The sequence below is a fragment of the Halalkalibacter sp. AB-rgal2 genome (genome assembly GCF_041821005.1).
In the GTDB taxonomy this organism is placed as follows: domain Bacteria; phylum Bacillota; class Bacilli; order Bacillales; family Bacillaceae_D; genus Halalkalibacter.
The window spans coordinates 1-20947 of record NZ_JBGUAV010000032.1; the positions used below are offsets into that span (position 1 = coordinate 1).

The window sequence follows — 20947 nt, forward strand, 5'->3', positions numbered from 1 at the left end:
CATGAAACGATTCAATTGCTGGATAAGTGAAGTGAATGTCATACACATCACCTGCCACAACATAACCTTCATGTTCCACGTCAGTTTCGTCCAATTTGTTAATAACGACCGTTGTACCTACTGGTAAATCATCTGTATTCTCTTCTTCAAAATAATTTTCTTATTTGTCTATCTCGCAACGAGTCGACAACCTCTTTAGTAAACTTTCCCCTTCACTTGCAATTTTTCTAAATGATTCTTTTACTATAACAAAAAAAATTTATATTTTTTCAGTACTCTCTCAAAATACCATATTTCTCCTTAAACCGTTGTAGAATCCTAATCCATGCGACACTGAATAGAAAGAGAAAGAATACATTTGAAAGACCGTGAGCTAAATCAAAATAGAAACTAGCTACGTATGCGGATAGGAAAACTGGCCACGTCAATTCTCCTAAGAAACCCATAATAAACCATAGATTCATAAACCAACCAAACAAAATACCGACAATAAAGCCATAGCCGATCAATCCATATTTATTCTTCATAATAGCGGTATTTCGCAGTAATCCTGCCACTAATCCAATCATTCCCCATGCAAACATTTGCCACGGAGTCCACGGTCCTTGACCTAAGAATATGTTCGATACGATTGCTGCTGATGCTCCAATGATAAAGCCGGCTTGTGGTCCAAGCACGATCGCACTTACAATAATAACAAAGCTTGTCGGCTGGACACTCGGTAGCGGAGCGAATGGCACACGACTGATTGCAGCAATCGCTGCAAGAACCGCTAAAAAGACAATTTCCTTACTTTGTATTTGCTTTAACTCAAACCTGGCGAACAATGGAATCGTCGTTAAGACCATGATCGCCATTGATATCATCAAATAGGGCTTATCGTCAAATACGATTACCGAAATGAATAACAAGGTGACGATCATTAGAGAGGATACAATTAAAATGGAACGCGGGTTTTCCATTTAGAATCTGCCTCCTCTAACGTTAACACTGGAACTGCTGCTTCTCTCGTCACCCGGTTAATCGTCGTTGTGTAAAAATAATTTCCTTTTAACACGTCTTCTGCCTGACCAATAGAAGTAATCTCACCATCAAATAACCAAGCACAGCGCTTTGCATGCTCCGCTACAAATTCAATATCATGTGTGACCATTAAGATCGTCATCCCGTTTTGATGAAGCTGTTTTAATAGCTTTGCAAAAACCCTCTTTGAAATCGGATCCATTCCTTTTGTTGGTTCATCAATCAACAATAGCTTTGGCTCTGTTAATAAAACGGTTGCTAATGCAGCCTTTTGTTGCTCACCACCACTGCAATCATGGATATGCTTTTTTAAGATCGATTGAATGCCTAAATCCCTTGTCAACGTTTCGATTCGTTCATGAGCATAATCGAGATTGAAGCGTGATGCAATTGTTAAAAGCTCCTCTTCTAACGTTTCAGCCATAAAACAAAGTAACGGATTTTGCGGTAAGTAGCCAACCGCGTTAATCCATTCCTTTTTTTTGTAGGACGGTAACGATTTGTTTTTCCATTTTACTTTACCTTTTAATGGCTGCATGATATTTGCACAACATTTTAGAAGCGTCGTTTTTCCAGATCCATTTCCTCCAACAACAGCTAAGAAATCACTCTCCCATACGCCCAACGACAAATTCTTTAAAATAAGAGGACTATCTTTCTTATATTTATAATGAATGCTTTTCACCTGTAATAAAGTACAGCCTTTCTCTTCCTTTGTGAGTTCAATGTTACCAGCCTGCTTGGCTTCATCTATCGCTAAGTGACTCAACCAGTTTTGTGCTTCTTTTACCGTTATCGGAAAACCCTTAGAAGAGCCTTCTAAATGAAAGTGATAAAATAGCCTTGAGATCGATGGAAGATAGGACAGAAATCTTGAATCTTGATTTGTCCACACTTGTTCAATGACAGCTTTCGTTTTTCCTTCATATGCAAGGCTGCCTTCAGATAACAGTGTAACTCGATCTGCCAGTGAAAACACATCCTCAAGCCGATGCTCGACAAGAATAATCGTCATGCCAAACTCTTCATTTAATCGTCTAAGAAATTGCAGAAATTCTTTCGCCTGTACTGGATCTAGCTGAGAGGTAGGTTCATCTAGTAAAAGTAGCTTAGGCTTGAGTAATAAGATACTCGCTAAATTAATCAATTGCTTCTGACCACCAGAAAGGGTAATGGTTTCTTTATGCAATAAGTGCTCCAACCCAAAGAAATGAACCATTTCTGCGATTCTCTGCCTCATTTCCACCGCTTCAGTTCCTTGATTTTCTAGTCCAAATACCAATTCACTTAACACATCTTCCATCACGATTTGATTCTCAGGGTTTTGAAAAACATAGCCAATCTCATTTGAACGATCAGCTTCATTCCATTCCTCGATTTGCTGGCCCTTATATTGAATCGTCCCTGCCATATCGCCAACTGGAGTCAATTCCCTTTTCAACAATTTTAAAAAGGTCGTTTTCCCACAGCCAGAAGGCCCTGCAACCACAATAAATTCGCCTTTATGTATAGTAATGGAAAATTGGTCTAAAGCATTCACTGCTTCATTAGGGTAACGAAAGCTAACATTTGTCATTTCAATAAGCGCCATCTTACATGTTCTCCTCCTTCCAAAAGGATTGGGAAGCTGACTAGTAGAATAAATACGATAAAGTATGTCCAATCCAACAACGTAAATGTCCAGGACTCAAGCTCTGGATATATAGTCAAAACCCCATAGCCTTGCTGCGCACCAACGATAGCTATCCCAGTCAAGGATAATAGAAAAACAATCATACCTATATCTCTTATTGTCAAATGATATAAGTGATAGACCGACCGTTTCGATGTTCCGTATCCTCTTGCTTTCATCGATTCTGCTGATTGTAGTGCTTCCTCTAACGACCAGGTCAAAAGCTTTTGCATATATAGCATTCCTCTTTGTGCTCTCACCTTAATAGAACCTTCCGTCATCGAATACTGACGCACTTTTTGAGTATCATATATTTCTTTCCATCTGCGAATAAACAAAGGCACAAACCGAATCGTCAGCATCAACAATAACCCCAATTGTGGCCACACCTTTCTAAATAAAAACATAAACTTTCTTCCATTAAGCACTTGATGAAACGATAGAAAGAGAATGAGAATACCGATTAATAATAATGCCATCACAAGACCATATACGATTGATTCTAGCGTGATCGGGTTATGACGGAAATAAAATAAGATCGTCGATCCTCTCCTAACGAAGATCGGGTTTAATAAGATAACAATCAACCCCATGAACATCAAATAAAAGACATATTTGCTTAACACCGTTTTGTTTCCATGAACGATATTTAGTAAACAGAGAAGTAAGATAGCTGTTCCTAAAAATAACGGATGTGAAAAAAACATCATTGCACAGCCTACACACAAATAGTATAGGAAATTGACAAATGGATGAGTTGAATGGATAACGGCATTCATATAGTGCTCCTTTCTTTACAAAAGCGAAGAAGCTGGGACAAAAGTGTTTTAATAAATGAGAACCCAAACTTAGCGGTGCACATAAACCGCTCCTGAAATACACTTCCCTTTCCGCGGGAGTTTACGTATATTTCATCTGCTACATTCGCACATTGTTCGGATTCTCGGCTAAACACTTTCTTTATGTCCCAGCCTCTTTCTTTATGGTCGAAACGGCTGTAGCTCTGCTCCTAGGTCTTTTCCTAAATCAACGGTATACAGCCATTCGATCACATCACCGTCTAGTAATGGAACAACTCCTGCTCCTCGATTAGGGAAAATCCCATTCACTCTATACATCCAGCCACTTCCTTGACCTCTGTCAAATTCATATAGGTTATCAATACCTTCTACATAGGCGTTTGCACCCGTTCCTCCACGGAAGGACATATGAATTTTATTCTTTCTTGTTACGTTGATCAATACATCTAACACCGTGTCCCCTTCATTAATTTCAACGGTAACTGGGGCTAGAATCGTATCACTTTCGGCAACAATAGAATATGTGACAGTTGGAACAGTCTCCTTCGTTTCAGGTTCTTTGTTCGTCTTCTTTTCTTTTTGAGACGTTTGTTCCTTTTCCACCTTCTTGTCGGTAGATCGATTATCTGTTTCTTTAGAGCTTACAGAATCAGAGTTTGAGTTACTAGCGGTTTGATCGGTTGAGGATGTGACTTGTCCCTTTTCATGATCTGAGCTGGCAACTGACTTCTTTTCTGTGTGCTCTTCTTTATTTGATTCACCATGATCCTCTGAAGCTGAATCATTCTCTTCCTGCTTCTTCTCGCTATCATCGTCTTCTTGTAATTCTTCAGCTGCTTCTTCAGATGAAGGGGAGCTCGTTTCCTCAAGCTCCTCACTTTCAATTGATTTTTCAACAGCACTCGATTTTTCTATTTTTTTAGACACTTCATTCATTGCATAATCCGACTCAGAGAGTGCCGATTGGAACCCTAGTAAACCGATCGTAACGGCGAATACAGCAATTATCGCTAATAAAAGCTTTTTATTTCTGCTCATTTCATCCCCCTAATGCGTGCCCTTATATATTAAACGTCTTCTTACAAACATCCCTGCACCTACTATAAGAAGTAATGCACCCACTAACAAATAGTTATAAGCTTGCGAATTCGTGTTAGGAAGTGTTTCGCCAGCATGTTGAACAGTCTGATCTGATTGCGTTTCTGGAGTAGAGGTATCTTTCTTATTAGTATTCTTCTCTCCCTTTTTATCCTCAACTGTTTCTAGCTCTGGGCTTGGCTCTGGACTCGGCTCTGGACTTGGCTCTGGACTTGGCTCTGGGCTTGGCTCTGGACTTGGCTCTGGACTTGGCTCTGGGCTTGGCTCTGGGCTTGGCTCTGGACTTGGCTCTGGGCTTGGCTCTGGGCTTGGCTCTGGGCTTGGCTCTGGGCTTGGCTCTGGGCTTGGCTCTGGGCTTGGCTCTGGACTTGGCTCTGGGCTTGGCTCTGGAACTGATTGTTCATCTTCAGCGAAAACAGCAAATTGGCTAAAATGTGTTGTTATTGCTGTTACCCAACCGTTTTCAAGAGTTCCACCTATTTTCTCCCATTCATTTTCATGCTCATTTAAGTAATATATAGCAACGTTTGACATCGCTTCTTTAGTTAATTGAAGCGACATGCTAATTGGCGTATTATCAAATTGCGTGATGTGCTCCTCACCTTGTAATAACGTAAAATCATAAACATGACTGTATGCACTCTCGATTGGCTCTAGTTTGTTTACATTAATAGATGCATCCCCATTTTCAGAAAACAAATGGACAGGAACGACCATCTCAATGTGCTCTGTTACAAATTTAAGAGATACTTCTTTTTCAAGTAGGACCTCTAATAGCTCCTCAGGAATAATAATCTCAACATTTTCTGTATTTAATTCAACGACAATTGTGCCTTTATCTTTAAGTAAATGAAGATCTTCTATATGCAGTGTTGCTTGATGGTCTGTTATCGTTGGAGTAACTGCAATGAGCTCTTTCCTTTCTTCTTCAACTTCTTTTGGAACAAAGTGATAAAGCCTTCCTTCGTCTTCTATAAATAGCTTATAAGCAACGATAGCTTGTAATGCTTGCTCTGTAGCCATTCCATTAGAACCTGATTCTGATATAAGGTGCTTAAATCCACCATCATCATGTTGAAAGCTTAATAAGTGCGAAACTAAATGATTTCCATTTTTCGTAAACTCATCTGAAGTTGGGTCAACACCTATACTTGAAAGAGCAATAATAACCTGTGCTGTCGTCTCACTTGATACTCCTCCATTCCAAGGATCATCGAACCCCCCACTACTACCTTGCTTGTCTGATAAAAAAGTCAATGCATCGTTAATACTACTTTCTACATTTTCATCTGCTTGATAAGGAGCTAAGCCAATTAACGCCATCGCCGTAAGATCATAGTTTGGCGCTGTTCCAAACAAAGACCAGCTCCCATCGGAGTTTTGCAAATCTAGCAAATGATGAACGAGCTTGTCCCTTGTCCATCTCGCGTCACTTGGAACATCGAAATCTAGCGTATCTAACGCAATTAAAGCAAAAATTGGACCGTTAATTCCTTGAGCTGTCATTGAATCTAAGCCATTTGGCCAATCCGAACTATTGAAAATTTTCTCAATTAAATTATGTCCATTCACATTTGTTGCATCTAATCCTAACGCAGCTGCTGCAATAGCCAAACGTTCGATATCTGTGATTCGGACTCGGCTAGCATGAATAATTTGATTATCTATATGTTCTAAGAAATAATCCTCATAATAGCTTTCGGGAACTTCTTTACCTGCTCTAGCTATTCCAATCGCTTGCCACTCACTAGTGACACCTGAGTGAATCATCTGCTCAACAGCTCGGTCAATCGCTAGATTAATATCTTCTAATGAAATAGACAGAGTATCAACTTGTTTGCCTTGTTCTTTATCGGAATCAAACGCTTTTGTCGCTACAGTCAATACCTCTACCGCTTCATCCACTGTCGTTTGAGTAGATTCCTCATCATCTACAACTGCTTCTGCTTCTAACAGAGCCGTTTCATATGCTGTGCTCACATCTTCTGTAACCCATTCATTTTCTGGGTCTACGTCAGAACCATCTACACTTACGACGACTGAAGATTGATTTTCCTTAGCTGTGCTAATAGCTGATTGCAATGAGGACTTGTCAACATCAAGCAATTCCAAAGCATTCTCTAGATTTTCTAACGATTGATCAACAGTTGCTTGACTACTTTCCATATCCTCTAACACTTCATATGCGTTGTGATAGGCTGAAGAAACGATAGAGGATGAGAGTATATCTTCCTTATTGGGGTGACTATTAATCTTAGCAACTTCAGCCGTTAATGCATCTTTATTAGCAGCTTGTATGTATGGTTCATGGCCATAACCGAAACCAAGATCTGCCCCCCATCCATGAACCGTAAATTGTAAGCGAATTACATCTCCATCTTCACTCTCATATTGAGCCATTCCAACTGGAGCCATGTCATTATTGACAACATACATCCATCCTGACATCCACGTATAATCAAATTCCCCTAACCACTCGGGATCACTTTTAGAACCAATTGTATCAGCGTGGTCTAATATGTATTGCGGGATTTCAACTGCATTTGAATCATTATCTCTAATATTTGATAGATAAACGATATTTTCCGAGTCTACTCCATCATTATAATTTCCACTACCTAGTACTCTTGCTACAATCTCTCCGACTTTTTCACCTTCAGACAACGATACTTGGATCGGTTCAATAGCATACCCTTGTCCGAGCGTAAATTTTTCTACAGATACCGTCACTGAGTTTGTTATACGGTCTGTTTCACTGAAGCTTTCATTTGCAGCAAATACACCGCTTGGTAAAACGAGAGAAAAAATCATTAATACGCTTAATACGATTGCTACATACCTCTGTCCAAATTTGATTGACATCGCTAAAACTCCCCTTATTTTAAAATTAAAAAATAGTTACATCAAAACTCTCCAAGAACAAAGATGCTTTTTAACACAAAAAAACACCTTTCACCAGAAATAGAAGAAAGATGTTTTTATAAGTCATTTTTAACGAATATAAAAATAGCTAATAAAAAAGAATAATCGATCCCCTATCCCATTCACCGTGAGAATATCAGAGTTATTTATGGCAGGTATCCTGACTTAGCTTCAACACAACTCTATCTCCTTCCCATTTCATGAACAAACAGTGGATATGATAGATTGCTCCGCTTTACAGTGGCGGGACCGTGTTGGAATTTCACCAACTTCCCTTTTAACTTTGGAAACACACGTCTCCATAGCACCATAAATGAAAAACTATTAATTTATTCCATCGTATTATATATTTTCCTATTTATCAATACTAATGATCTTCTATTCCTTACATCACCATACTGTCAAACGATTTAGTAAAACTCATTGATACACAGTAACACCATTAAAAAATGGAATTCAGTTCCTACGTATAAGAGAGATATCAAAATCCTCTCTCAATATTTAGATTTTTTTACCTAGCAAATTATTTAACATTCATCCTCACTCACCATCACTACTATAGCTATTTTTCGGCTTCGCATTGAGGAGGTGCTGACTAACTCATAATGGTCTACTCACCCTAATTGGCGTTTAAAAGCTTTACTGGCAAAAAAATAAGCGATAATCATGATACAGATGCACCAGGAAAGTGCAATCCAGATATCGTTGCCAACAGTCCCTTCATACAAAAGGGCACGGACTGCATTCACGATTGAAGTCACGGGTTGGTTCTCAGCAAACGCACGCACAAACTTAGGCATCGTTTCGGTGGGAACAAAGGCCGAACTGATAAAGGGCAGGAAAATCAACGGGTACGAGTAAGCTGTCGCTCCCTCCATAGACCTCGTTCTCAGTCCAGGAATGACTGCCAACCATGTCAACGCCAATGTAAACAGCCCAAGAATTCCAGCTACTGCAAGCCAATTCAAAATATCAGCACTCGAACGGAACCCAAATTGTCCTGTCACGCTGATGCTTTGGCGAACGTGATCCGGTTGACTTTGGACGTCAAAACCGCAAATACTTATTTCTCCGCCATTTGGCTTCATTAAAGTAGAAAAGATATTAACCATAGTGTCTTGCCCGCTCCATTTAACCCCAGCAGTGCGAAAATTTCTCCATTTTGCACATGAAAATCCACACCTTTAACACTTCTTTGTCTTTAAACGACTTTGTTAACTCTTTTACAGAAATCGCTACATTGCTCATATTTTTCTCTTCCTTTTCTATCACTCACTACTAAGTCTTACAGGTATTCTGTATTACTAACTACCTTGTTAAAAATATAACTGAATAGTTGAGGTGGTTATTGTAACCAGCTATTCAGTAAAAATTTTCTATTGAATTTACTTTTCCCAAATCGCTTCGTTCTCACGATACTTGCCTTGTAGATTTAAACGTTTACATCTAGTTCTCTGTGAAAAAACAAAATATTATCATTACTTTGCAAGCTTGAACGATATTCTCAGGTTTGCATCATTAATCTTCGCGTTAGACAAAAATAATGCTAAGACTTCGCTTTTAGCCACGACCAATCGTATCGTTCAATTTCGCTCGATATTTGTCACTCCATGTTTCCTCGCCCTTTACTAGTTCATCACAAAAAACTGCCACATCCTCACCCGTAAGATCAGTAACTTTCTTGCCTTCCGCTGAACCTACCTCAAAAAGATCGAGAATACTGCCAAAGATACGGCTGATGTCCTTCCACTCGGTTGGACCACCAGTCGTCCATATATATTTTTGAATTGCTTTATAAGCGGTATGGTACTCACTTGGAAGTAACTTCGCACGAGCCTCCATCTCCTTCCACTCCCGCTTGTCATTCAGACTACCGATAATTTTCCCAAGAATACTCATAGTATATCTCCTTTTTATTTTAGTTTTGTTTTAAGTTCATTAATTTTACCAGAAATAAATTCCCATTTACCCCAAAAAATTTCAAGGTGCTCTTTACCTGCCGAATTTAGTGTGTAAAACTTTCTAGGTGGCCCCATAGTGGATGGCTTTTTCTCGATGTTCACCAAATTGTTCTTCTCAAGCCGCATCGTAATCGTATAAACTGTGCCTTCAACCACATCAGTGAACCCAAGTTCTCGTAGATGTTGCGTGATTTCATAGCCGTAAGTTTCGCCACGGCTAATGATTTCAAGCACACACCCTTCAAGCACCCCTTTCAGCATTTCTGTAATATTTTCCAAATTTTCACCTCCATTTATATTTCATTGCATTCAGTGTTATGCAGCAAAGGTATTCTGTGTTACAGATATTCAGTAACACTTACTACCAGTATATAGTACCGCATAATAGCGTCACTTGTCAAAAATGAATTTTTTATCAAAACACCAAGAAGAAATATTGGTGACTAGTTGGGAGAGTATTCCGTTTGAGGTTGAAGAGGTATCTCTAACGTATAAAGAGAGAGGAGATCCCAATTTACCGAGTGCACGTTTGGAATATGAGGGAAATAGTAATTATGTGAGTGTAGATGTATGGGAATATCCGAAAGAAAAAACGTCCTTTTATGGAATGCGTCCTATTACGTTAAACAGAATATTCAAGCTTATTATAGTCATGAAACGTTAGATAAAGCGGTACAATGGGAAAACCCCATCTTTATTTTCAAAAACGAAATCAATAACATGAGAAAAAGCGATGTGGGAAACATCATGCAAGAGCCCAGCAATTTGCTCTTCTAATGATCCACCAAGCTTGCGAATGAGTAGCATGACACCAATCGAATGATCAAAGCGTGTTACATTCCATTTCTCATTCACTAAATAACTTGCTCCCCCTTGGTGAATTCCCTTTAACCTTTGAACAGGCTCACTTAAAATTAACTCTTCTAGCACTTTATCTACCACAAACTCACCGTAAATTTCGTCAAAGACAATCATGAATATTCTCCTATGTTAAGTCCTTACTATTTGCAAAATACGATTCATTGCGAGGCTGGGACAAAAGTATTTTAATAAATGAGAAACCGCAGAGCGGAGCACATGAACCGCTCGTTAAATATACATCGCTACGTTTTCTAAATGTTCGGATTCTCAGCCCCTATTTTGCCCTTAGTTCCTTTAAAAGCGCCATACACATAAGCACCATAATGACCGAAAAAGGTAATGCTGCCACTAGTGATGCTGTTTGAAGCGCCTCAAGACCGCCAGCAACTAAGAGAATAGTCGCGATTGCTGCAATTAACACGCCCCAAACGATGTTTTTCCAACGACTTGGGTGTAACGAATCATTCGAAGTCATCATTCCTAATACATACGTGGCCGAAGCCGCAGAAGTGATGAGAAACAAGAAAATAAGACCGATGGAGAGGACGGTAAGGATTCCTCCAAATGGTATGTGATCAAGCAATGCAAACAATCCATACGTTACATCTTCCCTCACCTCTTCCGCGATAGGCTGCCCTTCCTCTGTTTCAAAGAAGAGCGCACCTCCACCGAATACGGCAATCCATGCAACCGCAACAAGTGGTGGCACGAGCATGACACCGATCACGAACTCTCTAATCGTCCTTCCCTTTGAAACTCTCGCGATAAAGCTTCCGACAAACGGCGACCAAGCCATTGCCCACGCCCAATAAAAAATCGTCCATTCATCTAGCCAACTACTATCTTCCGTTGGGGAAACATCTAAACTCATACTGGCAAAATGGTGCACGTAATCTCCCATTCCCGCGATGAACGTGTGGAATAAATAGATCGTTGGCCCTCCAAAAAAAATAAAAAACATGAGGAAAAAGGCTAGTGTTAAATTAATAAAACTAATAACCTGAATCCCTTTATTTAAGCCAATGATGGTTGCTCCTAAATAACAAACAAGTAAGAGAGCAATGATCACTAATTCTGTTCCTATACCATCAGGGGTGTTATACGTATAATGTAATCCGCCACTTACTTGAATCACGCCAAGACCTAGTGTCGTGGCAACTCCAGTTGCTGTTGCTAGAACAGCTAAGCTATCAACTGCTTGACGCCAGCCTCTCATATGAGAAAGAAGTGGTTCAAGAGAGGCACTAATCCTCCCTTTTTTTCCTTTTCTGAACTGTACGTATGCAATCGACAAACCGATGACCGCAAAGATGGCCCATTGATGAATCCCCCAATGAAACATCGAGTATTGGATGGCAACTCTAACCGTTTCAAGTGACTGATCCTCATAGCCTGGTGGTGGGTCCATATAATGACTAACTGGCTCAGAGACGCCCCAAAAGACGAGGGCCACCCCAAAACCTGCTGAAAATAACATCCCAATCCAACTATAATAGGAGTATTCCGGCTGGTCTTCCTCTTTACCAAGCTTTATCTTTCCATATGTACTAAACGCTAAAAATAAACAGAAGCAAATAAAAAACAACGCTACTAGTAAATAAAAGCCTGAAAAATGGGTCGTTGTCCATGCAAATGCACTCTCTGCCATAGAGTCTAGCCGCTCTGGATAAAAAACCCCGATGCTGAGAAACAGCAAAATTCCAAAAAGTGTGACTAGAAAAACTGGGTTTAATTTTTTCAAAACATTCATCGGTCGTTATCCTCCTTACCTACTCATTAACCTTAAGTAAGGCGAGGAAAACGTCCAATCTTGTATCTTTTGCTAATACTTGAAAATGAATATGTACTATGTAGGATGACTAAGAGGCTTATCATTTTCAATCATTTATCTCCCTCATTATTAAATGCTCTCCCTCGTTTGTAAGTACATACTCTTCAAAACTAATTAGGAAGACTTTTTACAAAGCCTCTGCTTTTTTCTACGTAACCGATATTTTTATAAAATTTATGTGCATGTGCTCTTTCTGGTCGGATTCCGCTATTTAATCCGATACGAGTTGCTCCAATTATTCTTGCCCAACTTTCAGCTTCCACTACAAGTTTTTTCCCTATCCCTTTATTACGAAAATTAACATCTACTACCAGGGCTACAATACGAACATAGACACCATTCAACTCATAATAATACCCCTTAGCCATCCCTACCATTCCAACTATTTTTCCATCATACGAAGCTACTAAAGTATGATAATCAGGACTTGATTCAATAGTATGAAATCGCGTTCTCATAGCTTCAATTGTAGTAGGATAACCAAGTTGCTCCATCAATGACGTTAATGCCTCAATATCATTTTCTACCGCTTCTCTTATTTCCATTTATCAATCCTCCTACGGGTTGTACCATCTTTTTTCATCAACTAACGTTCCCCATTAGTTGAAAACCACTACACAAAAATTATAACCAGAATGTATGATTATTACAGATCAAAGTGAACCTGTTCTTTTATAAATAAAACCAAAGATTATACTAACAACAAATACTGTTGTGATGATGCCTACAATATAAAAACCTTCAAACAATCCTGTTCCAAGCCATCCCGCATCCGAGGGCAATTCACCCCCCATTTAAAAGCAAAGGTTCATCATCCCATACCTGAACTTCAATATATCTCTCAGGCCCATATTTTCCATCCTTATTCCACTCTTGAGGAAGCCCATATAGTTTTATTATTTTTGAAATTTCTTCAAGTGTATATACTTGACCTCTATATGGCTTCCCATCCTGAAATCTCATTGCAGGAAACGAGTCACCATAAGTAAAACTTATTGTTTTTGGATCAAACTTTTTTAGTGGAATTTTCACTTCCATTCCGTCCTGAAACCATTCCTTCACCCAAGGACATTCTCCAAAAATAAAATAATGCGGAAATCCTTTCTTCGGTTCGCCGCCTTTGTTTATAAATAGTTCTCTTATTTTTTCTTCTAGCTCCCTACGGATTATTAAATAATTGGCTGGACGTTTAGCAGCGAATGTAGTATTTTCCTTTTGAAGCTTTTTAAAAATTCTTTCAGCATCGTTACTATCTAGTTCGGATAGATTTTTTAAGGGACCAGTATTGCGTTCATAATAATGATAAAGATAAGGTACTTCCTCATTTAAATCCATAATTTCACTCCTTGCATAAAACCCGCCATATTTTTGAAAAGGATAAGCTAGTTTCGTTTTAAATAATAAGATATTTTGGAGAACGATTTTCTAACCACCTTGAGTTATTATTCATTCTGTTTGATGTGAACATCAGCCATTTCCCTTAATTACTCATTAAAAAAATTTTCATTTAAACACTTTCTAGTTTGATATGTACTTGATGATAGCGATTATGCTAAGTGAGATAGTTCTCATGGACAGTGTTATCTCCATACTCGTTCAAAAGTTACCTTTTTGTTTTCTGATTTTAAAAGATATACATCAGGGTTGCTAAGATTTGACCAATCGTTAAATCCAAAATCTTTATTATAGGAGTTTAATAGCAAGGATATTAGATTCCCATGTGATACAATAATTGTATTTTCAAATGCACCTTTAAAAACATCCTCTACCACTTCTGTGATTCGTTCTGCAGCCTCTTGACTGGACTCTCCACCATCAAATTTCAATTCAAAATCCTCAAATGTGTTTCTTAATTTCCCAGGCCAATCGAAAAGGTAATTAGTGCTTAGTACACGCTCTTTTAATTGTCTATTAACTTCTATCTCGACATTTACCTGCTTTGCAAGTGGTTGTATCGTTTGAATAGCACGCTTATAAGGACTTGAAATGATACGTTCAACTTTAATATTTTCAAAAAAAGTAGCTAACTCAATGGCTTGTTTTAATCCTCTATTCGTGAGCGGCGATACAGGTGGTTGCCCCTCAGCCTCACAATGTCTGATAACATAAACATTCTTCAATTGAACCACTCCATTATGAATTCGTTTGTTTTAAGAGTAAACGTTTATAAGTTTGATTTTATTATCATTGCACACTTATGATTTTCTTTTAGACAAAGGGTGCATTTGGCTACTTGGTCTCGTCTGAATTAAGCTCTAACATTTCCATAATGACTTCCATATTAGCCCTTCTCTCTCAATATTAAAGTGAGTTTTTTTTATGTGTAGCACCTATAACTGACTACCACCCCTATGCCAAATCCTCTCAACTTCTCTAAGATTCTTTTTATCAAAGGTTAATTTATAAATATCTGGCATATCAAGGCCTTCCCAAAAATGAAAACCATATTGTTCATCAAAGTAATTCATCATTAGGACCATTATATTACCGTGTGTTCCTACTACAATGTTTTTACCTTCATATGTTTCTAATACCTTCAACATTGCCTTAACACCCCGTTTTTGGGCGACAATATTAGATTCTCCACCTTCCCAAGAAAAAGTAGGTTCCTCCCATACTTTTGTAATAGCTACATGAAAGTCCTCAACAGGTTGTGCAGATAAGTTCCTTTCCTTAAAACCATCCTCAATGACAATTTCTTCACCTATACATTGTGCGATTCACTCGACCGTTTGCACAGCCCTTTTGTATGGGCTAGAAAGGACACAATCTATGTTTTCATTTTCAAGAATGCTACTAATACTTTTTGCATCAGCCAGACCTTTAGAAGATAAGGGTCTTGTTAATTCTTCAGCAGTATATGTAGAATGCGCGTGGCGTACAAAGTATAAATGTGTGAGCAAAAGTGTCTCTCCCCTTTATAATTTATTTAACATCCGTGATCATTCACCTGGCTAACCTATACATCTTGAGACAAACGAATCATATCCCTACACTGAATTCCATTTTCAACAATCTCATCTTCGTAATGCTTAACAAAAAAGTCTATATCAACACCAACTATTCTAAAGCCACATTTTTGATAAAGAGCCAGCTGCCCTATGCCTGAATTCCCAGTTCCTATTTCAACGGTTTTGTAGCCTTTTGACTTAGCTACCTTAATGGCATCCATGACCAAGCGTTTGCCTATACCTCGACCATGTTGCTCTTCTACGACTGCAACATTCACAAGCTCAACTGTTTCTGGCCTCGTCGGAAGTAACACATAAACGCCCATTATGTGCTGATCGATTTCAGCTATAAAACATTCGCCCCTCTTACTATAGTCCTCCACAATCTCTCTTGAAGGATCAGCCAGTAACAACAATTCCATTGGCGGTTTTTCACCTTTATTAAGTTTTCTAATATTCATGTAATCTCCTTAATTAGCATTGATTTTTTTTATTTATCTCTTTATTTATTACATCCAACTACTTCTTCATTTTAACATTCATTTCCTTTTTATTGACATACAAAAAAAGCGCTTCATATTTCAGAAACGCTACCATTTGTTCAATAGAACAACAACTTCATCGGATATCATTACTTTTATTTTTATTCCAATCATAAGGTTTATTTGACCAATCCCATAATGAATACAATAAAAATATGACAGCAAAAAATATAAAATTCTCACCCCATTGGATTTTTTCAGCAAAAAATAAATCCTTTATTGTAAGGACAGCTAAAAGCATCAAAGCGAATTTTATGTTCTTCTTAAACACATTACGCCTCCTTTATTCTTACACTTCCTGCCACATGATTTCAATAAAAAAAGTGATTATCGTTTTAGCTTTAGACCCTCATGCGTTGCTTTAAAGCCTAACCGTTCATAAAACCTTAATGCATCTGGCCTTTTCTTATCCGTAGTCAATTGTACTAAATGACAATCACGTTCTTCCGCACGTTGAATGGCCCACTTTATAAGCTCAGTACCAATACCCTTTCCTCTTACCGAAGCTGACGTTCTTACCCCTTCGATAGTCGCTCTCCATCCACCTTGATGTGTGATATAAGGGGTAAACGTAATTTGTTGGACTCCAACGACTACATTTCCAGCACAAGCCACTATTAACTCGTTATTAGGGTCAGATGTAATAGCCTCAAATGCTTTCATGTAACTGTGAGGAAGTGGATTCTCATAACGCTCACGCTTACTTCCTAAAGCATCATCAGCAAGCATGGCAACAATACTATCTAAATCATTTTCGTTAGCTAGCCTAAACTTAATTTCGGTCTCCAATTAAATCCCTCCCACGTATGTTAACAAGAGTACTGATAAAGTTGATTATCCTTTTTCAATGGCAACAGGTTAACTGATGTATACGATCAACCTCCAATCGTGTTGAACAAGCGACAACATTTTCTTCTCCTAATCCTATTCACCATGTATATCCAACTGAGTTCGCAACTTTTTTCTGATAGATACTCCGTAACGAAAAATAGTAAATCGACCAAACTGTTAAATAGAAAACTAAATAAATGGATGAAAATAGCATGACCTCTCCAGTGTTTGCAATCGAAAAAGCAGAAAATCCAAATGGCAAACATAAAAGGAATATCATCATTCTTCCCATCGTTCTAACTATCATCAATCTTTTTTCATTCAGCTTATTCTTATAATAACCAAAGACGAAAATCGTTCCTATGAAGAGTTTTAGCATGTAGGCAAGCAAGTAACATATCTATTATTGGCTTTGCGAAACCTATTGCTGGGATAGAGGTACTTCCAATGTGAAAAATATCAACTAGTTCCTCCTTAAAAACTTCTTTCAATTTTTCTTTTTCGTTTCTATATGACTCTTCCCATTCGTCTTTCCAAGGATCAATTCTGGTTTTCCTCAATGGAAGCCCTCCTTTAATACTTGCCATCGTCTAAATCATTCACAGGTAATATTCATAACTAGCATCTATATATGCTGCTTGGCACACATTTCAGGTCAGTTATATACATAGCCACTAATGTTCTAAACGGCCAGCTTATCAAATATCCGATGTAAAAGAACACTTCCCGAATCAAAAAAGGAATTTTACTATTCAGAGATTGATACATCGAGCTAGGCGTTGGCGAAGAATATGCTTCTAACCCCGTGTTTTCTGCCATTAACATGGCTCGCTTCATATGCAGTGGGTCGCTTACAATGATAAAGGAATGTAAATGATTATCGAAAGCTACTTCACTAGCATATCGAAGGTTTTCTTCTGTAATGCTCGATTCTGTTTCAATCAGAATATCTTCTGGTGGTATATGATGTTCAATGGCATAATCTCTGGCAACCTCTGATTCAGAATATTTACTATTATCACCTTTACCACCCGTGAAGAGTATTTTATCTACATATTCATTATCATACAGCCAAATGGCATGGTTAATTCTTTCACGAAGGACAGGTGAAGGTTCATCCTCCCAAGCAGCCGCTCCTAGTACAATAGCTGCATCTGCTTTGACTAATTGATTTACTTCACTGTAAGACCAGATACTGTAAGCACATATAGCTATACATATCACTATTAAACTAGCAAACACTACAACGATTTTCGCTATGATTTTCTTTTTCAACTGTCACCAACCCTTTTATCTACTTCATTAAAAATCCGTAATAGAGTATTCCCCCTTTAGCGAATAATAACGTAGCAACAACTACATATTTTTTGAACCCAAGAAAATAGGAACGAAAACCTTCGCCATTATCCTCATATGTAGCGAACTCCATCGCTAACCATATAATGGTCAATACTCCCAAAGCAATACCGATGACCCATTCCATATGAAAAACCTCCTTATTTTACCTTTTTATACATTGTAGCATATGTCTCCACTTATTACAGATGCTTCCGCTTTTCTCTATACTGCGTTGTAGTTAGTACAAGGGATTGTGCGGAGGACTCCTGACTCACAACCTTGCGAACGGATGCTTACATAGAAGGAGCTGACTACGTGACAGAGTATCCAACATGATTGAGGAATAGCGGTTCCTCGTTCCGCTATTTCCTCTGAATTCTCTTTTTCTCGTCGGAACGGTTCCTTATTCCTCTATGTCAGCTTCTCTTCTTCGTTTCGAGCTCTTTTTACTCGATTAGCGGAACGTAGATTACACTATATTCTGTAGAGCGTCTATTTTCAGCTTTTAGCGGAATGAGGATTACATTAGGTTCTACTTTTCGAGTTCAATTGCTGACATCGGTTCGATGCCCGGTGGCTTTGTCATTGCCACTCATTACTTTATTAACAGTTAAATATATACAATTCCCTTAAATAAATCTGTCCCCTCCTCTTTATGAGACCACTGAAAAAGTACCAATCGACTTTTCAGTTCCTTAGTTTCATTAGCAATGGATTCACTCGTATCAAGCTTCTCAAAATAGACAACGGTATCGCAGACTATTCGACACTTACAATTTAATACTCTCTAACAACATGCCCTTCATATACAGCTTCGATATTTAAATCCTTTTCACGGTTTATTGCGACCTCTACAATTTTTGATAAAATATTTTCTTCCACAATAGAGTGTATATGTAGACATCTAATGGTACCTAAATGGTTTGTTTCCACTTCCTCATAAGATTTCAAATTGTAAAAGTCAATTGCTTTTTGAATCAGATTTTTAATACATTCCAAATTTCGACAATCTTTCTTATTTATTTCACCTAATGTTCTATTTACGAAGTCAGCTATATTCAAACCCATTAAATCTTCTCCTTTAATATAAGTCACTAATTCTCTTGTAAAGTCTACTGGATTTTTTGTTCCTCACGTATGTAAGAATCGTTGAATTTGTATAAAATATATAAAAAAGAAGAGGAACTTTTTTGACGTCCCCCTCCTTTTTATTCAAAACGTAAGCCTGCTATCACCTATGATTGGAAATCATTAATCCGTTATTGCCCCCTTTGAAGCAGATGAAACGGATCGAGCATACTTACCTAGGATCCCCCTTAAATTTTGTTCTGGAGGACTCCAATCCTTTACTCTTTCATTAAACTCTTCTTGAGAAACATGAGCAACAAGTTCTTGCGTTTCACTATCAATAGTTAGCAAATCTCCTTCTTTAATTAATGCAATTGGGCCACCAACTTGTGCTTCAGGGGAGATATGACCTACTACTAATCCATGTGTCCCTCCAGAGAAACGTCCATCTGTAATTAACCCTACTTTTTCTCCAAGACCTTTACCGACTACAATTGCTGTAATCGATAACATCTCAGCCATTCCAGGACCACCTTTTGGTCCAACATACCGTATAACGATCACATCGCCCGAATTAATCTCATTATTTAAAACGGCATTTGTTGCCTCTGTTTCTGAATCAAAAACCCTTGCTGGCCCTGTAATTTTTTTAATTTTCAATCCAGACATTTTGGCTAATGCACCTTCAGGAGCCAAGTTCCCCTTTAAGATGACTAATGGACCTGTTGAACGTTTTGGATTTTCAAAGGAAATAATGTCTTGTCCATTTTTTAAATGTTGAATTTCTGATAGATTCTGCTCTATTGTGCTACCGGTTACTGTCAAGCAATCGCCATGAAGGAATCCTTCATCAAGAAGGAGCTTCATTACAGCAGGTACTCCCCCAATTTTAAACAAATCCTCCATTACATAACGACCACTTGGTTTCAAATCCGCTATATGAGGAACTTTTTTACGGATACGTTCAAAATCATCTAAGCTAAGATCAACATTCACAGTATGAGCTAATGCTAATAAATGAAGAACTGCATTGGTGGACCCTCCAAGCGCCATTACAACAGTAATAGCATTTTCAAAGGCTTTCTTCGTTATAATATCCTTAGGAGTAATTCCTTTATTCATCAAATGTATAACCGCTTTGCCCGCTTTTATACAGTCTTCTAATTTTTCTTCTGTCTCAGCTGGGTTCGATGAACTTCCAGGTAGACTCATCCCCAAAGCTTCGATTGCCGCAGCCATTGTATTAGCAGTATACATGCCACCACACGATCCAGCTCCCGGACATGCATGGCATTCAATTTCGTGAAGTTCCTTACGGTCAATATCTCCATTATTGTATTTTCCTACTGCTTCAAAGGCAGAAACAATATCAATGTCCTTGCCATCTACATGTCCCGGTCGAATAGTTCCACCATAAACAAAAACAGCAGGTAAATTCAATCTCCCTATTGCAATCATACATCCTGGCATATTCTTATCGCACCCACCAATTGCTACGACGCCGTCGTAATTCTGAGCGCTAACAACGGTTTCAATGGAATCCGCGATTACTTCTCGACTCGGTAAAGAAAAACGCATCCCATCGGTACCCATGGAGATACCATCTGAAACTGTAATCGTATTAAATATGAAAGGAGTTCCCCCATCCTCTAAAGCCCCTTCTTTTGCTTTTCTTGCTAACTCGTCAATATGCATATTACAAGGAGTAACCTCACTCCAAGTACTTGCAATTCCCACAAATGGCTTCTTAAAGTCTTCATCTGTAATTCCCATTGCCCTTATCATGGCGCGATTTGGGGCACGGTTGATATCATTGAAAACAGAACTACGAACTTTTGATTTATAGTTATTCATTAGACTATACCTCCTCATATTTTTAAATAATCTTTCCTTCATTGTACACTCAATTAAGGATTACACCAATCACAATAAGTGGGAGATGACGCTGTCACACCATCCTGACGCGGCTCTTCTTTTCTGAAATCGCAACAAGGGCACCCAAGTACTTCTTTTGCCATTTGTTTTTTCACAAGGTAATCCACGAAAGCC

Annotated in this window: 20 protein-coding genes, 3 pseudogenes and 1 riboswitch; of the genes and pseudogenes, 1 reads left to right on the forward strand and 22 read right to left on the reverse strand. The window is 38.4% G+C overall.

What is annotated here, in order from left to right:
• Window positions 1–269: 269 nt before the first annotated feature.
• From ACERJO_RS18525 to ACERJO_RS18560, 8 genes and pseudogenes are all read right to left on the reverse strand, one after another.
• Window positions 270–962, reverse strand: a complete 693-nt coding sequence (locus ACERJO_RS18525) for an ECF transporter S component (RefSeq protein WP_373648460.1) — start codon at window positions 960–962, stop codon at window positions 270–272.
• Entirely contained in the window at window positions 938–2614 is a 1677-nt protein-coding gene (locus ACERJO_RS18530) for an ABC transporter ATP-binding protein (protein ID WP_373648461.1), read from the reverse strand. The genes ACERJO_RS18525 and ACERJO_RS18530 overlap by 25 nt, the downstream gene beginning before the upstream one ends.
• Entirely contained in the window at window positions 2596–3474 is an 879-nt protein-coding gene (locus tag ACERJO_RS18535; protein ID WP_373648462.1) for an energy-coupling factor transporter transmembrane component T, read from the reverse strand. The genes ACERJO_RS18530 and ACERJO_RS18535 overlap by 19 nt, the downstream gene beginning before the upstream one ends.
• Before the next feature lie 201 nt (window positions 3475–3675).
• Window positions 3676–4533 carry a DUF4430 domain-containing protein gene (locus ACERJO_RS18540; protein ID WP_373648463.1) on the reverse strand — a complete coding sequence of 286 codons (858 nt, stop codon included), beginning with the start codon at window positions 4531–4533 and terminating at the stop codon, window positions 3676–3678.
• A gap of 9 nt (window positions 4534–4542) precedes the next feature.
• Complete coding sequence (locus ACERJO_RS18545; RefSeq protein ID WP_373648464.1) at window positions 4543–7455, reverse strand: DUF4430 domain-containing protein; 2913 nt, start codon at window positions 7453–7455, stop codon at window positions 4543–4545.
• Between the two features lie 193 nt (window positions 7456–7648).
• A riboswitch (cobalamin riboswitch) is annotated at window positions 7649–7842 on the reverse strand.
• A gap of 287 nt (window positions 7843–8129) precedes the next feature.
• Window positions 8130–8763 (reverse strand): annotated as a pseudogene (locus ACERJO_RS18550) (ABC transporter permease).
• 312 nt (window positions 8764–9075) lie between these two features.
• Window positions 9076–9414 carry a DUF1048 domain-containing protein gene (locus tag ACERJO_RS18555; protein ID WP_373648465.1) on the reverse strand — a complete coding sequence of 113 codons (339 nt, stop codon included), beginning with the start codon at window positions 9412–9414 and terminating at the stop codon, window positions 9076–9078.
• A gap of 14 nt (window positions 9415–9428) precedes the next feature.
• Complete coding sequence (locus ACERJO_RS18560; RefSeq protein ID WP_373648466.1) at window positions 9429–9755, reverse strand: PadR family transcriptional regulator; 327 nt, start codon at window positions 9753–9755, stop codon at window positions 9429–9431.
• Between the two features lie 160 nt (window positions 9756–9915).
• Here ACERJO_RS18560 and ACERJO_RS18565 point away from each other — a divergent pair, with 160 nt between their 5' ends.
• Window positions 9916–10140, forward strand: coding sequence for a hypothetical protein (locus tag ACERJO_RS18565; RefSeq protein ID WP_373648467.1), 225 nt, complete (start codon window positions 9916–9918; stop codon window positions 10138–10140).
• A 26-nt stretch (window positions 10141–10166) separates the two neighbouring features.
• Here the strand turns inward: ACERJO_RS18565 and ACERJO_RS18570 are convergent.
• The 14 genes and pseudogenes from ACERJO_RS18570 to ilvD form a co-directional block, all read right to left on the reverse strand.
• A pseudogene (locus tag ACERJO_RS18570) lies at window positions 10167–10451 on the reverse strand (HD domain-containing protein); the annotation flags it as partial.
• Between the two features lie 160 nt (window positions 10452–10611).
• Window positions 10612–12087, reverse strand: a complete 1476-nt coding sequence (locus tag ACERJO_RS18575; protein ID WP_247106780.1) for a BCCT family transporter — start codon at window positions 12085–12087, stop codon at window positions 10612–10614.
• Between the two features lie 191 nt (window positions 12088–12278).
• A complete protein-coding gene (locus tag ACERJO_RS18580; RefSeq protein WP_373648468.1) occupies window positions 12279–12713 on the reverse strand; it encodes a GNAT family N-acetyltransferase in 435 nt (144 codons plus the stop codon).
• 238 nt (window positions 12714–12951) lie between these two features.
• The gene (locus ACERJO_RS18585) at window positions 12952–13503 is read right to left on the reverse strand and encodes a hypothetical protein (RefSeq protein WP_247106782.1); all 552 of its coding nucleotides are present in this window, start codon (window positions 13501–13503) and stop codon (window positions 12952–12954) included.
• A gap of 245 nt (window positions 13504–13748) precedes the next feature.
• On the reverse strand, window positions 13749–14288 hold the full coding sequence (locus ACERJO_RS18590) for a histidine phosphatase family protein (RefSeq protein ID WP_373648469.1): 540 nt from the start codon (window positions 14286–14288) through the stop codon (window positions 13749–13751).
• 210 nt (window positions 14289–14498) lie between these two features.
• Window positions 14499–15071: pseudogene (locus ACERJO_RS18595) on the reverse strand (histidine phosphatase family protein).
• Between the two features lie 56 nt (window positions 15072–15127).
• A complete protein-coding gene (locus ACERJO_RS18600; RefSeq protein WP_373648470.1) occupies window positions 15128–15580 on the reverse strand; it encodes a GNAT family N-acetyltransferase in 453 nt (150 codons plus the stop codon).
• A 157-nt stretch (window positions 15581–15737) separates the two neighbouring features.
• A complete protein-coding gene (locus ACERJO_RS18605; RefSeq protein ID WP_373648471.1) occupies window positions 15738–15932 on the reverse strand; it encodes a hypothetical protein in 195 nt (64 codons plus the stop codon).
• Between the two features lie 56 nt (window positions 15933–15988).
• The gene (locus tag ACERJO_RS18610; protein WP_373648472.1) at window positions 15989–16450 is read right to left on the reverse strand and encodes a GNAT family N-acetyltransferase; all 462 of its coding nucleotides are present in this window, start codon (window positions 16448–16450) and stop codon (window positions 15989–15991) included.
• A gap of 374 nt (window positions 16451–16824) precedes the next feature.
• Window positions 16825–17079 (reverse strand): GrpB family protein, encoded by a 255-nt coding sequence (locus ACERJO_RS18615; protein WP_373648473.1) that lies wholly within the window; start codon window positions 17077–17079, stop codon window positions 16825–16827.
• Between the two features lie 31 nt (window positions 17080–17110).
• Entirely contained in the window at window positions 17111–17767 is a 657-nt protein-coding gene (locus ACERJO_RS18620) for a YdcF family protein (RefSeq protein ID WP_373648474.1), read from the reverse strand.
• A 19-nt stretch (window positions 17768–17786) separates the two neighbouring features.
• Window positions 17787–17975, reverse strand: a complete 189-nt coding sequence (locus tag ACERJO_RS18625; protein WP_373648475.1) for a hypothetical protein — start codon at window positions 17973–17975, stop codon at window positions 17787–17789.
• A 632-nt stretch (window positions 17976–18607) separates the two neighbouring features.
• Window positions 18608–18898 (reverse strand): DUF6407 family protein, encoded by a 291-nt coding sequence (locus tag ACERJO_RS18630; RefSeq protein WP_373648476.1) that lies wholly within the window; start codon window positions 18896–18898, stop codon window positions 18608–18610.
• Between the two features lie 183 nt (window positions 18899–19081).
• Window positions 19082–20752, reverse strand: coding sequence for a dihydroxy-acid dehydratase (ilvD, locus tag ACERJO_RS18635; RefSeq protein ID WP_373648477.1), 1671 nt, complete (start codon window positions 20750–20752; stop codon window positions 19082–19084).
• Window positions 20753–20947: the final 195 nt, after the last annotated feature.